Source organism: Mesorhizobium sp. 01N446 (assembly GCF_056399285.1).
In genome coordinates this window covers 38,016-56,076 of sequence record NZ_JBFTRA010000017.1, presented here as the reverse complement: position 1 = coordinate 56,076, position 18,061 = coordinate 38,016, and the positions used below count along the sequence as shown (strand labels likewise).

Below are 18,061 nucleotides of genomic sequence, written 5' to 3'. Positions count from 1 at the left end.
GGATCGCGCTCCAAACCAAAAGAAGTGCATGGCCGATCTGTTCAGTGTCGATGAACCGGAAAAAGCGCCGCCCGGGCGGCCGCTCGCCGACAGGCTGCGGCCAAAGAACCTTGGGGAGGTCGTCGGCCAGGAACATCTGACCGGCCCCGACGGCGCTCTGACCCGGCTGATCGGCTCCGGCTCGCTCGGTTCGATGATCTTCTGGGGGCCGCCGGGCACCGGCAAGACCACGGTGGCAAGGTTGCTGGCCGGTGAGACCAGCCTTGCCTTTGAGCAGATATCGGCGGTGTTTTCCGGCGTTGCCGACCTGAAGAAAGTGTTCGAGACGGCCAAGCTTCGCCGCGCCAACGGCCGCCAGACCCTGCTTTTCGTCGACGAGATCCATCGCTTCAACCGCGCCCAGCAGGATTCCTTTCTCCCGGTCATGGAGGATGGGACGGTCGTCCTGGTCGGCGCCACGACCGAGAATCCGTCCTTCGAACTCAACGCGGCTCTGTTGTCGCGCGCGCGCGTCATGGTCTTTCATTCGCTCCGCGAGGAGAGCATCGCCAAGCTGATGGTGCGGGCGGAAGAGACGGAGGGCAGGGCGCTGCCGCTCGATGACGAGGCCCGCGCCATGCTGATCCGCATGAGCGATGGCGACGGACGCGCCTCGCTGACGCTCGCCGAGGAGGTCTGGCGTGCCGCCAAGCCTGGTGAGGTCTTCGACCCCGAAGGATTGCAGCGCATCGTCCAGCGCCGCGCGCCGATCTACGACAAGGGCCAGGACGGCCACTACAATCTGATCTCTGCACTGCACAAATCGGTGCGCGGTTCCGATCCCGATGCGGCACTCTACTATCTCGCGCGCATGTTCGACGCCGGCGAGGATCCGCTCTATCTCGGCCGCCGGCTGGTGCGCATGGCGATGGAGGACATCGGCCTTGCCGATCCGCAGGCGCTGGTCGTCGCCAACGCCGCCAAGGACGCCTACGACTATCTGGGCTCTCCGGAGGGCGAACTCGCCTTTGCCGAAGCCACCGTCTATCTTGCCACCGCGCCGAAATCCAACGCCGTCTACACCGCCTTCAAGGCCGCCACGCGCGCTGCCAAGGAGCATGGCTCGCTGCTGCCGCCAAAGCATATCCTCAACGCGCCGACCAAGCTGATGAAGGAAGAGGACTACGGCGCGGGCTATCGATACGATCATGATGAACCGGACGCCTTTTCGGGCCAGGACTATTTTCCGGAGAAGATGGGCCGCCAGACATTCTACGATCCGCCCGAGCGCGGCTTCGAGCGCGACATCAGGAAGCGGCTCGACTATTGGGCGAAGCTGCGCAAGGAACGGGAATAGCGGATTTGCGTGGCCCGGTGGTCGTCACGCTTCGAAGCGAGGCCTCGCCATGGGGCATCTCAACCTCAGTTGCTCTCCACGCGCTGCTGGCCGCCATGCTGGCGCTCATGCCGCTGCCAAAGCGGCCGAAGCGGCTGGACGAGGAACGGATGTCGGTCGATATTCTGACGCCGCAGCAGTTCGAGGCCTCGACAAGGCCGCCGCCGGCGCCAGCACCGCCTCCCGAGGCACAGGCGCCCGCGCCGGCACCAACGCCGAGCGCTCCTCGACCTGCACCGCCCACAGCGCCGGCCATGATTCGGCCGACCGAAATGCTGTCGGCCAAGACGCTCGCCGATCCGCGCAGCCGGCAGGCGCGCGCCGATCTCGCGACCTTCGCTTCCGACGAACGCATGGTGCAATTGTGCAATCTCGAGGCCATGGACCAGATCCGGCGTTGGCGCGCGGACTTTCGGCCGGAACGCGTCGTGCCTTACGCAACGGCCGAGGAGAAGATCCGCGGCACCACTATCGCCGCCGATGGCGCGGCTTTCCGCAGTCGCAAAAACTGGTATAGTCTGAGGTTCAAATGCCAGCTCGCACGAGACGGCGAAAGCGTCATCGGCTTTGAGTTCCTGGTCGGCGATCCCGTGGCCAGGGAGAAATGGGACGAGCTCGGCTTGCCAGCRGTGCATTGACCCCAGAGGTGCATTGACCGAAGTCTGGCAAATTCCACCAGGCAACTGCCAGGCCACGATGTCGTGGCGTTGTGCGGCGACCCAAAAAACCTTATCAAGGCGCACGACCGGGCGGTGGTCGTTGCCGTGATTTGGCAAACTCATTCGCAACAGGATCGCGCTCCGCGCGTGGAAAAATGACAAAAGCCCTTCGCAAATCCCTTCGCAAATTCGCCATCGCCGTCCCGCTTTTCGCCCTTGGCTTCTACTTCATCCCCATTCTGACGACGATCTTCGTTGTCTGCGGCCTGATCGACGTGCTGCGCAACGACAGGAAGGATATGGCGCTGTTCTCGGGCTATTTCCTCGGCAACGGCCTGTTCACCTGGCTCTTGTCGCCGTTCAACTTGCTGGTCGATCTGCTTTGCTACAGGAACCACGGCGTCTGGAAGCTGGAGCAGTTTCCGCAGGATTATCAGCGCGAGGTCAATGAGGTCCTGGACATCTTCAAGGCACGCAAGGAAGAGATCATCGCCGACATCGACGCCAATTTCGGCGCCGGCCGGCGCGGCATGTATGTCTACCAGTGGTACGGCAAGCACAAGATCGACAACATCGCCGAGTTCAACAAGGATTTCAAATACATCAAGACCATCGCCGTGTCGGTTTTCAGCAAGCGCGAATCGACCTCTTGGCACTTCGGACCGCTGCGGCTCAGCCTGCGCATCCTTTACAACCTGATCCCGGTGAAGGCGGAAATCTTCGTCGAATGCGGCAACGTCAAGAACTACTGGTACGACAATCCGCAGTTCATTTTCGACGACACGCTGCTGCACCGTTCGGTCAACGAATATGACGGCCGCCGCTACTGCGTGTTCATGGACATCATCAGGCCGTCCCCGTTCCCGAGGTTGATCGCCGGCATGCTCGCTGTTGTTTCGGTCAGCGTCGAACGCATCAATTCGATGTTCTACAAGAACTGGAAGATGATCGGCTCGACCAAGCCGAAGAAGGTCGAAACCACCTGAACTGAGAATCCGTCGACGCTGCCGGCGGCGGTTGCAAGCAAGCATCTCCGCCGGCTGCTTCGTGGCGGCCCTTCAGGGCCTTCTCCTTGCTTGCGAGATGCTCGTTCAAGCAACTGTCCATTTGGGCTCTCAACACTTCATTATATGAATCTTGTCACAAGATTCGCCGGAGCGGGTCCTGGCAGTGTCTGGGATGGCTCCGGTTTTGGTCCCGCAGTTCTGTCTCTTCCTCCCTGGCGGCCTCAAGTGACAAAGAACAAGATCTTCGGATTCTGGACGGGTACCTACCTGTGCACCGTGTTGCTTGGGATTGCCCTCAGCGCCGCGTACATAAATCTCGAAGAGTCCGTCTACTATTGGGACTTCGCGGCCTATTTCAACATGTTCAACCAGCAGGGCGCGCTCCTGGTCGAGAGCCCTTCCGAATGGCTGAGCCAATTGGACACCTCCATCGCGACGGAAGATTACGGCGTGGCGATCCTGGTGCCCCTGATGCCGTTTCACCTTGTTTTCGGCGGTTCAAGGCTTTCCTTCGTCGCCGGAATAGTCGCGGTCTACCTGGTCCCGGCAGTCCTTTTGATAGGCAGGATAAGCTATCGGGAGGCGGTCTCCGAGACACCGTCCCGAAGCTGGATCGCCGTCTGGATCGCGGCCTTCCTGTACACGCCGTTCTGGGCGCCGACGCTTCGGGGAATGCCTGACGTTGCCGGCTGTCTCGCCCTGACCGCGGCAACCTATTTTCTCTGGAAATCCAGGTTCCTGACCCGCGAACCGGTGATATCAGGAATATCCGTCGGCGCGTGCCTATGGTTGGCGTTCATGCTGCGCCGCTGGTATGCCTATGCCGCCATAGGGATCACCGTTTCCGCGGCATTTTTCTGTTTGCTGCGGATCGCGAGGGACCGAGACTTTGCCGCCTTCCGCAACGCGGCTCTGGGCGGCGTGTGCGCGGTTTTCCTCATTGCGGCAACGGCGTTGAATTTCCAGCTGCCGCTGATCGCCAAGATTCTGCAAACCAGCTACGCCGACCTTTACAGCGGATACAAGACGACCTTCGTCACCCAGCTCGGTGGTGTCGGATCCCGGCTCAGCTATCTGAACTGGGCGTTGATTGTCGTGGGCCTCTACATCTCGATTGTGCGCCACAACAGATTTGCATTGTTCTGTGCCATGGCCTCGGTGCTCACCTTCCTGGCTTTCATCCGGACGCAGGACCCGGAACGGCATCATTCCTTGCCAATGTTTCTCTGGCTCTTTCCCGCCTATGCCCAGGCGATCGTTTCGATCGTCTCCGTGCCGGGGCTGAAGTCACGATGGTCGACCGCCGCCATCGCCGTTGTCGCCGGACTGGCTTTTTTGGGTACGTTTTTTCCGGCCGGCCGTCAGCTGCTGTCCCCGGTTGGCTTTGTCTTCGCCAGGGAGGCCACGCTTCCACTTCACCTCGACAATCTCCCCGAATACGGGCGCCTTATCGATGACCTCATCGCCAGGATGGGACCGGAGGACCGCTTTTCGGTATTTGCGTCGGGTTCGGTGATGAGCGACGCCCTGTTGTTCGGCATGAACCGGGACCTGGTTGCCCATGTCGGATGGATTTGCCAGGTGGACAGTCGTGATCGGTTCCAACCGGACGCATTGAAATCCAGATATGTCGTCGTGACCGACCGGCCGGTCACGCATCTGCAACCGGGCGCTCAGATCTGCGTCACGATCCCGAACCAGCATATTCTTGAAGGCAAGGGCATCGGCGCCGCATACAGGCGCATCGCGGAATACCGATTGTCCGGCGGTGTCGTCGGCTATCTCTATGAGCAGGTGCGCCCGGTCAGCAAAGCCGAGGTCGATGCCCTCTATGCCGAATTCAGGAAGAAGTATCCGGATTGGGCAGTACCTGAATGGTGACGGCGAAGGGATTGACGCCACCGCCTCAACCGGGGCAGTAGACCACGATGTTCAATCTGCTTCTCGTGGTCGTCGGCGGCGGCATCGGCGCCGGCATCCGCCATCTCACCAATATGGGCGCGCTGCGTTTTGTCGGCCCCAACTATCCCTGGGGCACGATGGCCATCAACATTGTCGGCTCCTTCGCCATGGGCCTGTTCATCGCCACCCTGGCGCGCCGCGGCGGGTCGAACGAAGTCAGGCTGTTCGTCGCCACCGGCATCTTTGGCGGCTTCACGACTTTTTCCGCCTTTTCGCTCGATTTCGCGACGCTGTGGGAGCGGGGAGCCACGCTGCCGGCGTTTGGATATGCGCTGGCCAGCGTCATTGGCGCCATTGTCGCCCTGTTTCTGGGACTTTGGCTCGCAAGAAGCCTGCCTTAGTGCTATTGCCGCGCCAAGCGCAGGCCGAGCCCTGCTTTGGAAACGGATAAGCGAAGAAAAAATGGCAGGCGTTGAACAGATCACGGTGGAGGCCGGCGAGGCGGGCATGCGGCTCGATCGCTGGTTCAAGACGCATTTCCCGGGCCTTGGTTTCGGCCATCTGCAGAAGCTGCTGCGCTCCGGCCAGATCCGCGTCGATGGCGGCCGCGTCAAGGCCGACAGCCGTGTCGAGCCCGGCCAGGTGGTGCGTATCCCGCCGCTTGAGGTCGACAAGAAGGGCGAGAGCGCGCTGACCGGCCATTCGATCCGCAACCAGGGCGATGCCGACGTCCTCGCAAAAATGCTGATCCATGAGGATCCGAAGGTTTTCGTCTTCAACAAACCGGCGGGCCTTGCGGTGCAGGGCGGTTCGGGCGTAACTCGCAATGTCGACGACATGCTGGAAGCCTGGCGCAACCAGAAGGGCGAAAAGCCGCGGCTGGTCCACCGGCTCGACCGCGACACGTCGGGCGTGCTGGTCGTGGCCCGCACGAGACTGGCCGCCATGAAGCTGTCGGAATCGTTCCGCGCCCGCGAAACGAAGAAGACCTACTGGGCCCTGGTCAAGGGCGTGCCGCCGAAGCGCGAGGACAAGATCTCGACCTGGCTGATCAAGGAGCCCACCGAGGACGGCGATCGTGTCCGGGTCGCCGCGCATGGTGAAAAAGGCGCCGACCATGCGGTGTCCTACTACCGCATCATCGAGCAGGCGGCGCAGACCATGACCTGGCTGGAAATGGAGCCCTATACCGGCCGCACGCACCAGCTTCGCGTCCATGCCGCCTATATCGGCTGTCCGATCATCGGCGACCCGAAATATTTCGAGGCCGACACCAACTGGGATTTCCCCGGCGGCATCCAGAACCGCCTGCATCTGCATGCGCGCCGCATCGTCATTCCGCACCCCGACAAGGGCGTCATCGACGTCACCGCGCCGATGCCGCCGCATATGCGCCAGAGCTGGAACCTGATCGGCTTCGACGACGCCAGCGCGGAGGATTGATCTTGAGCGGCGCCACCGACGCGCTCGATCGGCGCGATACAGTCGACATGGCCGCCGTCGCCATCATGGTCGGTCTGACCTTTTCCTGGGGCCTGAACTACGTCGCCGCCAAAATCTCCTATGCCGGCTACGACCCCGTCTTCCTGTCGATCGCTCGCTCGATCATCGGCGGCTTCTGCGTCTTCCTCTGGTGCCGCTGGCGCGGCATAGCGCTGTTCGCGCGCGATGGCACATTGCTCGCCGGCATCGCCGTGGGCGTGCTTTTCGGCATCGAGTTCCTCTGCCTCTATGTCGGCCTGGAGCATACGACCGTTGCCCGCAACACGCTGCTGGTCAATTCAATGCCGTTCTGGATGCTGATTGGCGGTCACTTCCTGCTTGGCGAACAGATCACCATGCGCAAGTTCCTCGGCCTGCTGCTGGCGTTTGCCGGCCTCACCGCCGTCTTTTCCGACAAGCTTGGCGGTGGCGGGGATATGCTGTTCGGCGATCTGCTCAGTCTCGGCTCCGGGTTTTTCTGGGCCTTGACCAACATCCTCATCAAACGGTCGAAACTGGTTGAGGCGAGCGCCGAGAAGCTGCTGCTCTACCAACTCGCCGGCGCGGCGATCGTCGGCATATTGGTGCTGCCTCTCGCCGGGCCGCCGGTGCGTGACCCGTCCTTGCTGCCGACATTGGCGCTGCTTTTCCAGGCGATCTACATCGTTGCCTTCACCTATGTCCTGTGGTTCTGGCTGCTGCGCCGCTATCCGGCCTCCGGCCTGTCCAGCTTCACCTTCCTGTCGCCGGTTTTCGGTGTCTTGTGCGGCGCGCTCATCTTGAACGAGCCGCTGACCATTCGCATTTTTCTGGCACTTGGCTTGATTGCGGCGGGCCTGATCATCGTCAACCGGCCGGCGCGCAAGCTGACACCGGTGTGAGAGAGAGTTTTCATGCGTGACATCCTCAACGACCTTGAAGCGGGCAAGTATCTTTCCGATCCGGATCCGGTGCGCCGCGCCCAGATCCAGATGAAGACGCCGCTGCCCAAGCGCTTCTACAAGACCGCTTCGGTTGCGCCGGTAGAGGAGGGTTTTGCCGTGCATCTCGACGGCAAGCCGGTGCGCACGCCGGGCAAGGCGCTGCTGGCGCTGCCGACCGAGGCGGCGGCGCTGCTGGTTGCCGACGAATTCGCCGAACAGGGCGAGACGATCAATCCGGTGACGATGCCGGTGATGCGTCTGGTCAACACCGCCATCGACGGCGTTGCCAGCGATCCGCAGGCGGTTCTGGAAGACATATTGCGTTTTGCCTCGTCCGATCTGCTCTGTTACCGCGCCGACGCGCCTCAAGGGCTGGTCGAGCGGCAGAACGGGCAGTGGGATCCGGTCGTCGATTGGGCGCGCACTGCATTGGGGGCTCGCTTCAACCTTGCCGAGGGGATCATCCATGTCGAGCAGCCGCGCGAGACGATCGCCGTTCTGGGCAGTCATCTCAATCAGCGCGCCGAGCCATTGCGGCTGGCCGCCATCCACCTCATGACCTCGCTGACCGGTTCGGCGCTGCTGGCGCTGGCCGTCGATTTTGGCGAACTCGACGCCGATTCTGCCTGGGCCGCCGGCCATGTCGACGAGGACTGGCAGATCGAGCATTGGGGGCAGGACGCCGAAGCGGTCGCGCGCCGCGCCGCCCGCAAACGCGACATGATGGCTGCCGTCAGCCTTCTCGAAGCGCTCAGGGCCTGATCCTTACGGCGATTGCCGCACCGCACCTAATACCAAAGTCATAATCCCATCGTCGCTCTGCCGTCGTGGGACGCTTTCTGTCATTTTTTCGGTGATGGCTGTCGTGAGTCCGTGCTCGGAGGAGAACGCGGACGATTGAACGCAGCATCGAGGACAAGGGTCTCACGGGAGGACAAGGCAATGGCAATTGCATCGACCGCCGGCGGAACGAGCCGCGGCATGACGCGGGAGGAGAAGAAAGTTATCTTCGCTTCCTCGCTCGGCACCGTTTTTGAATGGTATGATTTCTATCTCTACGGCTCATTGGCCGCCTTCATTGGCTCGACCTTTTTCAGCCCGACCATTCCCGAGGCGACGCGCAACATCTTCGCGCTGCTGGCTTTTGCCGCCGGCTTTCTCGTGCGCCCGTTCGGGGCTCTGGTGTTTGGCCGTATCGGCGACCTCGTAGGCCGCAAATATACCTTCCTCGTCACCATGACGATCATGGGCCTGTCGACCTTCCTGGTGGGTCTGCTGCCCGGTTATGCGACCTTGGGTATCGCGGCTCCGGTGATCCTGATCATCCTTCGCATGCTGCAGGGTCTGGCGCTCGGCGGCGAATATGGCGGAGCGGCAACCTACGTCGCCGAGCACGCGCCTGACGACCGTCGCGGTTTCTACACCTCATGGATCCAGACGACAGCGACGCTTGGCCTGTTCCTGTCGCTGATCGTCATTCTGATTGTTCAGGGCTCTCTGAGCAAGGAAACCTACGCCGCTTGGGGCTGGCGTATTCCGTTTATCGTCTCCTTCGTACTGCTCGCGGTTTCGATCTGGATTCGACTGTCTCTGTCGGAGTCTCCGACCTTCCAGAAGATGAAGGATGAAGGTAAAGGCTCGAAGGCACCGCTTTCGGAAGCCTTCGGTCAGTGGAAGAACGCCAAGATTGCACTGCTGGCGCTGCTTGGCCTCACTGCTGGCCAGGCCGTGGTCTGGTACAATGGCCAATTCTACGCGCTGTTCTTCCTGCAGAACGTGCTGAAGGTCGATGCGCAGTCGGTGAACATCATGATCGCCATCGCGCTGGCGCTCGGCTCGATCTTCTTCGTGGTGTTCGGCTGGCTCTCCGACAAGATCGGCCGCAAGCCCATCATCATGGCTGGCCTTGCGCTCGCCATCGTCTGCACCTTCCCGCTGTTCAAGGCATTGACCTGGGCCGCCAATCCGGCGCTTGCCAAGGCGCAGCAGAACACGAGGGCGACGGTCACGGCGGCCCCTGGCGACTGCAAGTTCCAGTTCAACCCGGTCGGCACCGCCAAGTTCACGACGTCATGCGACATCGCGACTTCGTTCCTGACCAAGAACTCGGTTCCCTTTGACGTGGTGTCGACCGCCGCGGCCGGAACGGCTGCGTCGGTCAAGATCGGCAACGAGACGGTGGCGTCCTATGACGCGGTCGCCGCGGGCGATCAGGCCAAGGCCAAGGACGCTGCCTTCGTCAAGGCCGTCAACATGTCGCTGCAGGACGGCGGTTATCCACTGAAGCGCGCGGCGATCAAGGTCGCGGACCAGAAGCTTGACGCCTTCATCGCGGCAAATCCGGAGCTGAAGCTCGATGCCGCCGCCATCCGTGGCGGCGAGAAGGCAGCCGTGCCAACCGAGCAGGCGATCAAGGACAAGATTCTGACCGCAGACGAGGCAGCGGGCGCGCCTGAGGTCACCGTCTACAACATACCCGGCGGCGGTGCCTTCGCGATGTTCGCCGATCCGGCGGCGGTGAACTGGCCGATGACGATCGGTATCCTGTTCATCCTGGTTCTGTTCGTCACCATGGTCTATGGGCCGATCGCCGCGATCCTGGTCGAGATGTTCCCGACCCGTATCCGCTACACCGGCATGTCGCTGCCCTATCATATCGGCAATGGCTGGTTCGGCGGACTGCTGCCGGCGACGGTGTTCGCGCTCAGCGCCTATAAGGGCGATATCTACTATGGCCTTTGGTATCCGGTGGTGATTGCGGCTATCACGCTGGTCATCGGCATGATCTTCGTTCGCGACACGCTTGGCACGGATCTTCACGACAAGGACTAGCGGACGGAGCATCGGCAACAGAAAGCCCGGCGTGAGCGATCACGCCGGGCTTTTCATGTATGAGACCCGAAGAAGCGGGTCAGCTCTTGCGCTGATTTTCTTCTTCGACGGCCGCTTCGTGATACCAGCCGTCAAAATCGGCATGCGTGTAACGCAGCGAGGCGAGCTCTGCCGCGAATTTCGCCTTTGCGCCTAAATTTGAGGCAGAGTTGCGCGCTGCCAGAGGGAACATCAGAATTTTTGCCGACGGACGGGATGGGACGACTTCCATGGGCGATCTCCTTTCTTCTTCAGGAGCTTGTCGATTCAGCTTTCTCCAAAGATAGGCGCTGCGATTCCTTTAGGCAATATGCCTACGAAAAGATCATTGTTTGCCTAATATTTATGCATGATGTGCGTTTGACTGATATGGGCCCAGTGATGAGGCGGCTCAGCAAATTCAACGCGATATCCCTGCCATTTTGCCGCACCCGCCGACTCCGGAGTGGCACACGAATTGCATTTTAAGGATCGGCAGCGCCGGCTGCCGACGGCGGACGCGTGTCGCCGTTTGGTGTTCGGTGAACAAGCAACGAGAGGCTAGAATGACGAAATATAAGCTCGAGTACATTTGGCTCGATGGTTACACCCCGGTCCCCAATCTTCGCGGCAAGACGCAGGTCAAGRAATTCGCCGAATTCCCGACGCTCGAACAGCTGCCGCTGTGGGGCTTCGACGGCTCCTCGACCATGCAGGCAGAAGGCCGCAGCTCCGATTGCGTGTTGAAGCCGGTGGCGCTTTACCCCGATCCGGCCCGCACCAACGGCATTCTTGTCATGTGCGAGGTCATGATGCCCGATGGCGTCACGCCGCATGAATCGAACAGCCGCGCGACCATCCTCGACGACGAGGACGCCTGGTTCGGCTTCGAGCAGGAGTATTTCTTCTACAAGGACGGCCGTCCGCTCGGCTTCCCCGAGAGCGGCTATCCCGCGCCGCAGGGCCCGTACTACACCGGCGTCGGCTACAAGAACGTCGGCGACGTCGCGCGCAAGATCGTCGAAGAGCATCTCGACCAGTGCCTCGCGGCTGGCATCAACCACGAAGGCATCAACGCCGAAGTGGCCAAGGGCCAGTGGGAATTCCAGATTTTCGGGAAGGGCTCCAAGAAGGCCGCCGACCAGATCTGGATGGCGCGCTACCTGCTCCTGCGTCTGACCGAGACATACGGCATCGACATCGAGTTCCACTGCAAGCCGCTCGGCGACACCGACTGGAACGGCTCGGGCATGCACTGCAACTTCTCGACCAAGTTCATGCGCGAAGTCGGCGGCAAGGCCTATTTCGAGGCCCTGATGGCGCAGTTCGACAAGAACCTGATGGACCACATCGCCGTCTACGGCCCCGACAACGACAAGCGCCTGACCGGCAAGCACGAGACCGCGCCGTGGAACAAGTTCAGCTATGGCGTCGCCGACCGTGGCGCGTCGATCCGCGTGCCGCACTCCTTCGTCAAGAATGACTACAAGGGCTATCTGGAAGACCGCCGTCCGAACTCCCAGGGCGACCCCTACCAGATCGCCTCGCAGGTGCTGAAGACGATCTCGCAGGTTGCGACCGACGCGAAGGTTTCCGCCGCCGCCTGATTGTTTTCGCGGCGCGGATCGCAAGGTCTTCGCCGCGACCAGAACTCGGTAACAAAAAGCCCTGGCGGAGAAACGTCAGGGCTTTTTCGTCTTTGCGAGGCGCGGGTGCGTCTGCCGTTCTCAGCCGGCGACAGCCCCACGTGTCTTCAGCGCCGCTAAAACCTTGCCATGCGGCAAGGCAGGCGTGCGGTTGCCGTCGCGGCCGGTCATGTCACTGTTGGCGACCAGCGCATTCAGCACCGCCTCCTCGGTCGCCTGCACGACGGCTGCATAGAAATCGTCCATCCGCCCCCAAGGGATGAAATCCATATGGCTATAGCTTTGCTCGGTCGGGGCACCCCTGGGAAAGCGACCATTGAGTTCATCGCGATTGGCGGTCGAGAAGCCGAGAAAAATGTCGCCGGAGAAATGCGAGCCGGTGGTGCCCGTCCGCGCCAGGCCGAGCGGCACGCGCCGGGCCAGCGCCTTGCATTGGCCGGGCAGTAGCGGTGCATCGGTGGCAATGATGCCGATGCAGGAACCGGCGCCGGTCGGGCTGCCGCTGAAGTAGGACTCCATCGGATTGTCATCCGCAAGCTCATGCCCAAGCGGTACGCCCGCGATGGTGAGTTCGCGACGCGAACCGAAATTGGCCTGCAGGAAGACGCCGACCGTGTAGGAACGATGGCCGTAGTCGACGATCCGCGAGGCCGTGCCGGAGCCGCCCTTGAAGGCATAGCAGTTCATGCCGGTGCCGCCGCCGACCGAGCCCTCCTCGATGCGTCCGCTCGCTGCATTGTCGATCGCGGCGATGGCGTGGTCGACCGTGACATGCGAGCCGTTGATGTCGTTGAGATAGCCGTCCCAGGTTTCGGCCACCACCGGCAGCAGCCATTGCTTGGCGACGTCGGGTTTGTGGCGCGCCACCCAGTCGATAACGCCACGATGGCAGGGGCCGACCGCATGGGTGTTGGTGATCAGGATCGGCAGGCTGATGCTGCCGGCCTCCTCGATCCACGATGCGCCGGTCATCTCGCCATTGCCGTTGAAGGAATGATAGCCGGCCGCGCAGGCTGAACCGACGCCGTCTCGGCCGAACGGCAGGATGGCCGTCACGCCGGTGCGCACCGGTCCGTGTCCGAGGTTGAGCTCGCCTTCGCCCTTGATGATCGTCGAGTAACCGACCAGGACGCCGGCGACATCGGTGATGGCATTGGCGGGGCCGGGCGTGCCTTGCAACGGAATGGCGAGCGCCCGGGCTCTCGCTCTGCCGGCTGGCGTGGTGGTCTGGGTCGGCATTTGGTCCATGCTTGGGATTTGCTCCGTTGATACAAAGCCGGCTCAGCGAAGGCTGCAGCCGGTGGCAAGCTCGGCGTAGCTGGTCAGGATGGCCAGCGCCGAAAGCTGATCGACCGCAGGCACGACATTGACGAGATGCAGCCCCAGCCCGTCCTCCAGCACCACGAGGCTGCGCGCGATCGTCTCGCTGGCCGTCTGCAGCTTGAAGACGCCGGTGGCCGCACCCGCTTCCAGGATGCCGACATAGATCGACACCTGCCGTTCGAACAAAGTGATGTGGCGGGCGGCATAGCTCGCATCCGATCGCGAATAGGCGCCGAGCTCGAGCAGCAGCCGGCAGAGCTGGTCGTCCGCGTCGGTCGGCAGCCCGCTCTCGATCATCGTCTTCAATCGCAGCCGCGGATCGGCGATCTCGGCGACCGACGCCGCGCGTATCGTGCAGAACCGTTCGACAGCCTTGCGCTGCACATCGTCCAGCAGGTCCTTGAGGCCGGGATAGTAGTAGAGCAGGGCGCTCGAGCTCATCCCCGCCTCATTGGCGACGTCGCGCAGCGTGACGCCGGCAAGGCCGCGCCTGGCGATCATCGATTCCGCCGCCGCGACGAGGGTGAGGCGGCGATCGGTCTGGGTTTTGGGTCGTCCCATTTTTGGTTTCCTGAATTTGATTCAGTTTAAAACTGGCATACAAAATTTTGCAAGCACCATAGCGCCATATTTGTTGACGATATCTGACTCCGTCGATAGGTTCCGCAGCGGAGGATAATTTTTATCTTATTAAAAAAAGGGGAGGACGATGTCTACAAACGAAGCAACCACAGGGCCGGTCGACAAGGCCGCGCCAACCGCCAAGGGGCTGGACCGGGCGCTCAATGCGCTGGGCACGCTGATGATCGTCTTGTCGGCGGTGACGCCGGCATCCTCGGTGTTCATCATCGTGCCGGGCGTCATTGCGCTTGCCGGCACAGGCTCATTCCTCAGTTTCGTCATTGCCGCGGTCATCGGGCTGTTCATGGCCTTCGTCTATGCCGAGCTGTCGTCGGCCTACCCGATGGCCGGCGGCGAATACACCATGATCGGCCGCACGCTTGGCCGCTTCTGGGGCTTTGTCACGCTGGTGCTGGTGTTCGTGTCGATCGTGCTGATCGTCGCCGTCATAGCGCTCGGCGTCGGCACCTATCTCGGCGTTCTCATTCCCAATCTCAGCCCGCAATGGGTCGGCGTGGTGACGATCGCTCTGGCCGGTACGGTCGCGGCCATGCGCATCAAGCTCAACGCCTTCGTCACCGGCATCTTCCTTGGCATCGAGATGCTGGCGCTGCTGATCCTGACCGGTCTCGGCTTCGCTCATGTCGAGCGGCCGCTGTCGAGCCTGTTCACCTCGCCGCAATTGCTCGATGCCTCCAACACGCTGGTGCCGGCGTCGGCCGGCATCATCCTTGCGGCCACCGCTGTTTCGCTCTTTGCCTATAATGGCTATGGGGCGGCTGCCTATTTCGGCGAGGAGACGCAGGACGCCAAGCGCAACATCGGCAAGATCGTGGTGTGGGCGCTGTTGATCACGGTCGCTGCGGAACTCATTCCGCTGACCGCCGTGCTGCTCGGCTCACCGGATCTGCCGGGCCTGCTCGCGGCTCCGCAGAAAATAGAATATTTCCTCGAGGCGCGCGGCGGCCATGCGCTGACGGTGCTGATCAGCCTTGCCATCGCGGTTGCCATCTTCAACGCGGTCATCGCCATCATCCTGCAGGCGGCGCGGCTGCTGTTCAGCTCCGGCCGCGACAAGACCTGGTTCGGCCCGATCAACGCCGCGGTCGCCTCCGTCCACGGCAGCTATGCGTCGCCCTGGATCGCCACCATCGTCGTGTCGGTGCTGGCGGCGGTCGCCTGCTTCATCGACATCAACCTCTTGCTGGTGGTCAGCGGCACGTCGCTGGTGGTGATCTACGCGCTTCTGTGCGTGGCGGTGTTTGCCGGCCGCCGCAACGGCAGCACGGCAGGCGGGCACTACCGCATGCCGCTGTTTCCGGTCCCGGCCATCCTGGCCTTCGTGGCGCTGGTCTATGTCGCCTACCAGAACCTGCTCGACGCCGCCTTCGGCCGCCCGAGCCTGATCGCCACGCTGCTCATCATGGTCGTGGCGGCGATCTACTATGTGCTGGTGCTGGCCAGGCGAACGGACTGGAACCTGCACGGCCCCGACGAACTTGCCGGATAAGGCGTCACCCTCCGACTCTTGTCCCTGCAAGAACCCCGGCTTCGGTCGGGGTTCTCTTTTGTCACGGCGAGGGATCCGCGTGACCCTGGTGCATCAGCCGATTCGGGTGGTGGGGCCGGGTTGCATTGCCGAGCCTTGTAGGCCATTTGCCACGACCTCTTGCCGACAATTCGCGAAGTACGGTCTGGATTGAAATACCCCCAAAAAAAGTCAAGCTGAAAAGGATCGAACAAATTCACCGGACGGGGAGGCTTTTGACTGACCCCCGTCGGCGCCATTGGTGTCGTGCGTTTCCGAGTTCGTCGAAAAAGCCCGGAAAACAGCCTGTTCCGGCTCATCCGTACACCAATGATCCTCTCTATAAGCCTCTGTTCATACATCGAAATTGGCGATTCATGCCTTCGCCCGGCGACGTTGACAGATCACGTTGCGGCATGCGTATTCACGCCATGGGGTTACGCCAAAGCGATGCTGTTCGAACGGGGCGGGGTTTCTTGAACGACGGCATTGGCGGGGGCGCCGGACGAGCGGGCATTGCAGCCTGAGGCAGTGCGCCGCTCGCTCCTGGCGTTTCGCCGCGCCGGAAATGGCTGCTCGTTAGCTTTCCTTTGAGTCTTCTGCCGGGCACTGGCCCAGGCAAATCAGACCATCAAACAATCCTTAAAACCAAAAGAGTTCGCCACGCTGTTGGGTGGCCAAGCGATTCATCGCGAAGCGTCGAGACAGCAAAAAGCCCTTGAAGGGGAAATCCTTCAAGGGCTTTTCGACGCTATTCGTACGGGGTTCTTAGACCGAGTAGTACATGTCGTATTCGACCGGATGCGGGGTCATTTCGAAGCGCATCACCTCGGCCATTTTCAGCTCGATGTAGCTGTCGATCTGGTCGTCGTCGAAGACGCCGCCAGCCTTCAGGAAGCCGCGGTCCTTGTCGAGGCTCTGGAGGGCTTCACGCAGCGAACCGCAGACGGTCGGGATCTTCTTCAGCTCCTTCGGCGGCAGGTCGTAGAGATCCTTGTCCATCGGCTGACCGGGGTGGATCTTGTTCTTGATGCCGTCGAGGCCGGCCATCAGCATGGCCGCGAAGGCGAGGTAGGGGTTCGCGCCCGGATCGGGGAAGCGGACCTCGACGCGCTTGGCCTTCGGCGACGAGCCGAACGGAATGCGGCAGGAGGCGGAGCGGTTGCGCGCGGAATAGGCGAGCAGCACCGGCGCTTCATAGCCGGGCACAAGACGCTTGTAGGAGTTGGTCAGCGGGTTGGTGAACGCGTTGATCGCCTTGGCGTGCTTGATGATGCCGCCGATGTAGAACAGGCAGCTTTCCGACAGGCCGGCATATTCATTGCCGGCGAAGGTCGGCTTGCCGCCCTTCCAGATCGACTGATGGACGTGCATGCCCGAGCCGTTGTCGCCGAAGATCGGCTTCGGCATGAAGGTGGCCGTCTTGCCATAGGCGTTGGCGACCTGGTGCACGACATACTTGTAGATCAGCATCTTGTCGGCGTTGCGGACCAGCGTGTCGAACTTGATGCCAAGCTCGTGCTGAGCGGCGGCGACTTCGTGGTGATGCTTTTCGACGCGCACGCCCATTTCGGCGAGCACGGTCAGCATCTCGGAGCGCATGTCCTGCGCGCTGTCGATCGGCGGCACCGGGAAATAGCCGCCCTTGACGCGTGGACGGTGGCCGAGATTGCCGGTCTCGTAGTCGGTGTCGTCGTTGGACGGCAGTTCGGTGGAGTCCAGCTTGAAGCCGGTGTTGTAGGGATCGGCCTTGTACTTGACGTCGTCGAACACGAAGAACTCTGCTTCCGGGCCGACATAGATGGTGTCGCCGATGCCTTCGGCCTTCATGTAGGCCTCGGCCTTCTTGGCCGTGCCGCGCGGGTCGCGGTTGTAGGATTCGCCCGAGACCGGATCGAGGATGTCACACAGGATGACCATGGTCGACTGGGCGAAGAACGGGTCCATGTGGACCGTGTCCGGATCGGGCATCAGCACCATGTCGGACTCGTTGATGGCCTTCCAGCCGGCAATCGAGGAGCCGTCGAACATGACGCCGTCGGCGAACATGTCTTCCTCGACCTCGACGACATCCATCGTTACGTGCTGCAGCTTGCCCTTCGGGTCGGTGAAGCGCAGGTCGACGAATTTCACGTCGTTGTCCTTGATCTGCTTCATGATGTCTTTGGCTGTCGTCATGTCATGTATCCCTGTTTGATGACGTTTTTTGATGGATGACGTTTCTTGGAGGACGGTCGCGTCAGACGGCGTCCATTCCGGTCTCGCCGGTGCGGATGCGCACGACTTCCTCGATGTTGGAGACGAAGATCTTGCCGTCGCCGATACGGCCGGTCTGGGCCGCCTTGCGGATGGCTTCGATGGCGCCTTCGACCGCGTCGTCGCCGAGCACGACCTCGATCTTCACCTTGGGCAGGAAATCGACGACATACTCGGCGCCGCGGTAGAGTTCGGTGTGGCCTTTCTGACGGCCGAAGCCCTTGGCCTCGGTTACGGTGATGCCTTGCAGTCCGGCCTCCTGAAGCGCTTCCTTCACTTCGTCCAGCTTGAATGGCTTGATGATCGCTTCGATCTTTTTCATGTAAAAAGTGGCCTCCACTGCCAAAAAAACGGGTTGTGAACCCCCGCTTGCGCCTCCATCAAGCACGAACTGTGCCAGATAACTGGATTCGAAGCGGTTTCATACGATTTCCAACCCATGCCGCGCCGAGATGCAAATTCGCGTCATTCACTGCATCGGATGCGGCA

At 61.7% G+C, this 18,061-nt stretch carries 16 protein-coding genes; 11 read left to right on the top strand and 5 right to left on the bottom strand.

Going from position 1 to position 18,061, the window contains the following annotated elements; translation table 11 throughout:
• Nucleotides 1–28 precede the first annotated feature (28 nt).
• From AC1DPX_RS34245 to AC1DPX_RS34205, 9 genes are all read left to right on the top strand, one after another.
• Nucleotides 29–1,336 carry a replication-associated recombination protein A gene (locus AC1DPX_RS34245; protein WP_477242386.1) on the top strand — a complete coding sequence of 436 codons (1,308 nt, stop codon included), beginning with the start codon at nt 29–31 and terminating at the stop codon, nt 1,334–1,336.
• A 5-nt stretch (nt 1,337–1,341) separates the two neighbouring features.
• Complete coding sequence (locus tag AC1DPX_RS34240) at nt 1,342–2,013, top strand: DUF930 domain-containing protein (protein WP_477242384.1); 672 nt, start codon at nt 1,342–1,344, stop codon at nt 2,011–2,013.
• A gap of 176 nt (nt 2,014–2,189) precedes the next feature.
• On the top strand, nt 2,190–3,020 hold the full coding sequence (locus AC1DPX_RS34235) for an aspartyl/asparaginyl beta-hydroxylase domain-containing protein (protein WP_477242382.1): 831 nt from the start codon (nt 2,190–2,192) through the stop codon (nt 3,018–3,020).
• A 246-nt stretch (nt 3,021–3,266) separates the two neighbouring features.
• Entirely contained in the window at nt 3,267–4,922 is a 1,656-nt protein-coding gene (locus AC1DPX_RS34230) for a hypothetical protein (RefSeq protein WP_477242380.1), read from the top strand.
• Between the two features lie 47 nt (nt 4,923–4,969).
• Entirely contained in the window at nt 4,970–5,344 is a 375-nt protein-coding gene (gene crcB, locus AC1DPX_RS34225; protein ID WP_477242378.1) for a fluoride efflux transporter CrcB, read from the top strand.
• Between the two features lie 61 nt (nt 5,345–5,405).
• On the top strand, nt 5,406–6,386 hold the full coding sequence (locus AC1DPX_RS34220) for an RluA family pseudouridine synthase (protein WP_202354508.1): 981 nt from the start codon (nt 5,406–5,408) through the stop codon (nt 6,384–6,386).
• A gap of 47 nt (nt 6,387–6,433) precedes the next feature.
• The gene (locus AC1DPX_RS34215) at nt 6,434–7,306 is read left to right on the top strand and encodes a DMT family transporter (protein ID WP_477242396.1); all 873 of its coding nucleotides are present in this window, start codon (nt 6,434–6,436) and stop codon (nt 7,304–7,306) included.
• Between the two features lie 12 nt (nt 7,307–7,318).
• On the top strand, nt 7,319–8,110 hold the full coding sequence (locus AC1DPX_RS34210) for an ATP12 family chaperone protein (RefSeq protein ID WP_477242376.1): 792 nt from the start codon (nt 7,319–7,321) through the stop codon (nt 8,108–8,110).
• Nucleotides 8,111–8,290: 180 nt separating this feature from the next.
• Nucleotides 8,291–10,180: an MFS transporter gene (locus AC1DPX_RS34205; protein ID WP_477242374.1), complete on the top strand. Its 1,890-nt coding sequence runs from the start codon at nt 8,291–8,293 to the stop codon at nt 10,178–10,180.
• A gap of 79 nt (nt 10,181–10,259) precedes the next feature.
• On the opposite strand, the gene AC1DPX_RS34200 is transcribed toward AC1DPX_RS34205, so the two are convergent.
• Complete coding sequence (locus AC1DPX_RS34200) at nt 10,260–10,451, bottom strand: DUF2735 domain-containing protein (RefSeq protein ID WP_096445691.1); 192 nt, start codon at nt 10,449–10,451, stop codon at nt 10,260–10,262.
• A 313-nt stretch (nt 10,452–10,764) separates the two neighbouring features.
• Between AC1DPX_RS34200 and AC1DPX_RS34195 the strand changes: the two genes are divergently transcribed.
• Complete coding sequence (locus AC1DPX_RS34195) at nt 10,765–11,805, top strand: glutamine synthetase beta-grasp domain-containing protein (protein WP_477242372.1); 1,041 nt, start codon at nt 10,765–10,767, stop codon at nt 11,803–11,805.
• A gap of 120 nt (nt 11,806–11,925) precedes the next feature.
• Here AC1DPX_RS34195 and AC1DPX_RS34190 read toward each other — a convergent pair whose 3' ends face one another.
• Nucleotides 11,926–13,083 (bottom strand): DmpA family aminopeptidase, encoded by a 1,158-nt coding sequence (locus AC1DPX_RS34190; RefSeq protein ID WP_477242370.1) that lies wholly within the window; start codon nt 13,081–13,083, stop codon nt 11,926–11,928.
• Nucleotides 13,084–13,125: 42 nt separating this feature from the next.
• Nucleotides 13,126–13,728 (bottom strand): TetR/AcrR family transcriptional regulator, encoded by a 603-nt coding sequence (locus AC1DPX_RS34185; protein ID WP_202354503.1) that lies wholly within the window; start codon nt 13,726–13,728, stop codon nt 13,126–13,128.
• Nucleotides 13,729–13,876: 148 nt separating this feature from the next.
• Between AC1DPX_RS34185 and AC1DPX_RS34180 the strand changes: the two genes are divergently transcribed.
• Nucleotides 13,877–15,298: an APC family permease gene (locus AC1DPX_RS34180; protein WP_477242368.1), complete on the top strand. Its 1,422-nt coding sequence runs from the start codon at nt 13,877–13,879 to the stop codon at nt 15,296–15,298.
• Between the two features lie 786 nt (nt 15,299–16,084).
• Here the strand turns inward: AC1DPX_RS34180 and glnA are convergent.
• Both glnA and AC1DPX_RS34170 read right to left on the bottom strand, forming a co-directional pair.
• Nucleotides 16,085–17,494 carry a type I glutamate--ammonia ligase gene (gene glnA, locus AC1DPX_RS34175; RefSeq protein ID WP_202354501.1) on the bottom strand — a complete coding sequence of 470 codons (1,410 nt, stop codon included), beginning with the start codon at nt 17,492–17,494 and terminating at the stop codon, nt 16,085–16,087.
• A gap of 61 nt (nt 17,495–17,555) precedes the next feature.
• Complete coding sequence (locus AC1DPX_RS34170) at nt 17,556–17,894, bottom strand: P-II family nitrogen regulator (RefSeq protein ID WP_006205430.1); 339 nt, start codon at nt 17,892–17,894, stop codon at nt 17,556–17,558.
• Nucleotides 17,895–18,061: the final 167 nt, after the last annotated feature.

What these genes read in the sequence shown, in the direction of transcription:
- AC1DPX_RS34245 (WP_477242386.1), top strand. Translation starts at nt 29, where the DNA reads ATGGCCGATCTGTTCAGTGTCGATGAACCGGAAAAAGCGCCGCCCGGG.
- AC1DPX_RS34235 (WP_477242382.1), top strand. Translation starts at nt 2,190, where the DNA reads ATGACAAAAGCCCTTCGCAAATCCCTTCGCAAATTCGCCATCGCCGTC.
- crcB (WP_477242378.1), top strand. Translation starts at nt 4,970, where the DNA reads ATGTTCAATCTGCTTCTCGTGGTCGTCGGCGGCGGCATCGGCGCCGGC.
- AC1DPX_RS34220 (WP_202354508.1), top strand. Translation starts at nt 5,406, where the DNA reads ATGGCAGGCGTTGAACAGATCACGGTGGAGGCCGGCGAGGCGGGCATG.
- AC1DPX_RS34215 (WP_477242396.1), top strand. Translation starts at nt 6,434, where the DNA reads ATGGCCGCCGTCGCCATCATGGTCGGTCTGACCTTTTCCTGGGGCCTG.
- AC1DPX_RS34210 (WP_477242376.1), top strand. Translation starts at nt 7,319, where the DNA reads ATGCGTGACATCCTCAACGACCTTGAAGCGGGCAAGTATCTTTCCGAT.
- AC1DPX_RS34205 (WP_477242374.1), top strand. Translation starts at nt 8,291, where the DNA reads ATGGCAATTGCATCGACCGCCGGCGGAACGAGCCGCGGCATGACGCGG.
- AC1DPX_RS34200 (WP_096445691.1), bottom strand. Translation starts at nt 10,451, where the DNA reads ATGGAAGTCGTCCCATCCCGTCCGTCGGCAAAAATTCTGATGTTCCCT.
- AC1DPX_RS34190 (WP_477242370.1), bottom strand. Translation starts at nt 13,083, where the DNA reads ATGCCGACCCAGACCACCACGCCAGCCGGCAGAGCGAGAGCCCGGGCG.
- AC1DPX_RS34185 (WP_202354503.1), bottom strand. Translation starts at nt 13,728, where the DNA reads ATGGGACGACCCAAAACCCAGACCGATCGCCGCCTCACCCTCGTCGCG.
- AC1DPX_RS34180 (WP_477242368.1), top strand. Translation starts at nt 13,877, where the DNA reads ATGTCTACAAACGAAGCAACCACAGGGCCGGTCGACAAGGCCGCGCCA.
- glnA (WP_202354501.1), bottom strand. Translation starts at nt 17,494, where the DNA reads ATGACGACAGCCAAAGACATCATGAAGCAGATCAAGGACAACGACGTG.
- AC1DPX_RS34170 (WP_006205430.1), bottom strand. Translation starts at nt 17,894, where the DNA reads ATGAAAAAGATCGAAGCGATCATCAAGCCATTCAAGCTGGACGAAGTG.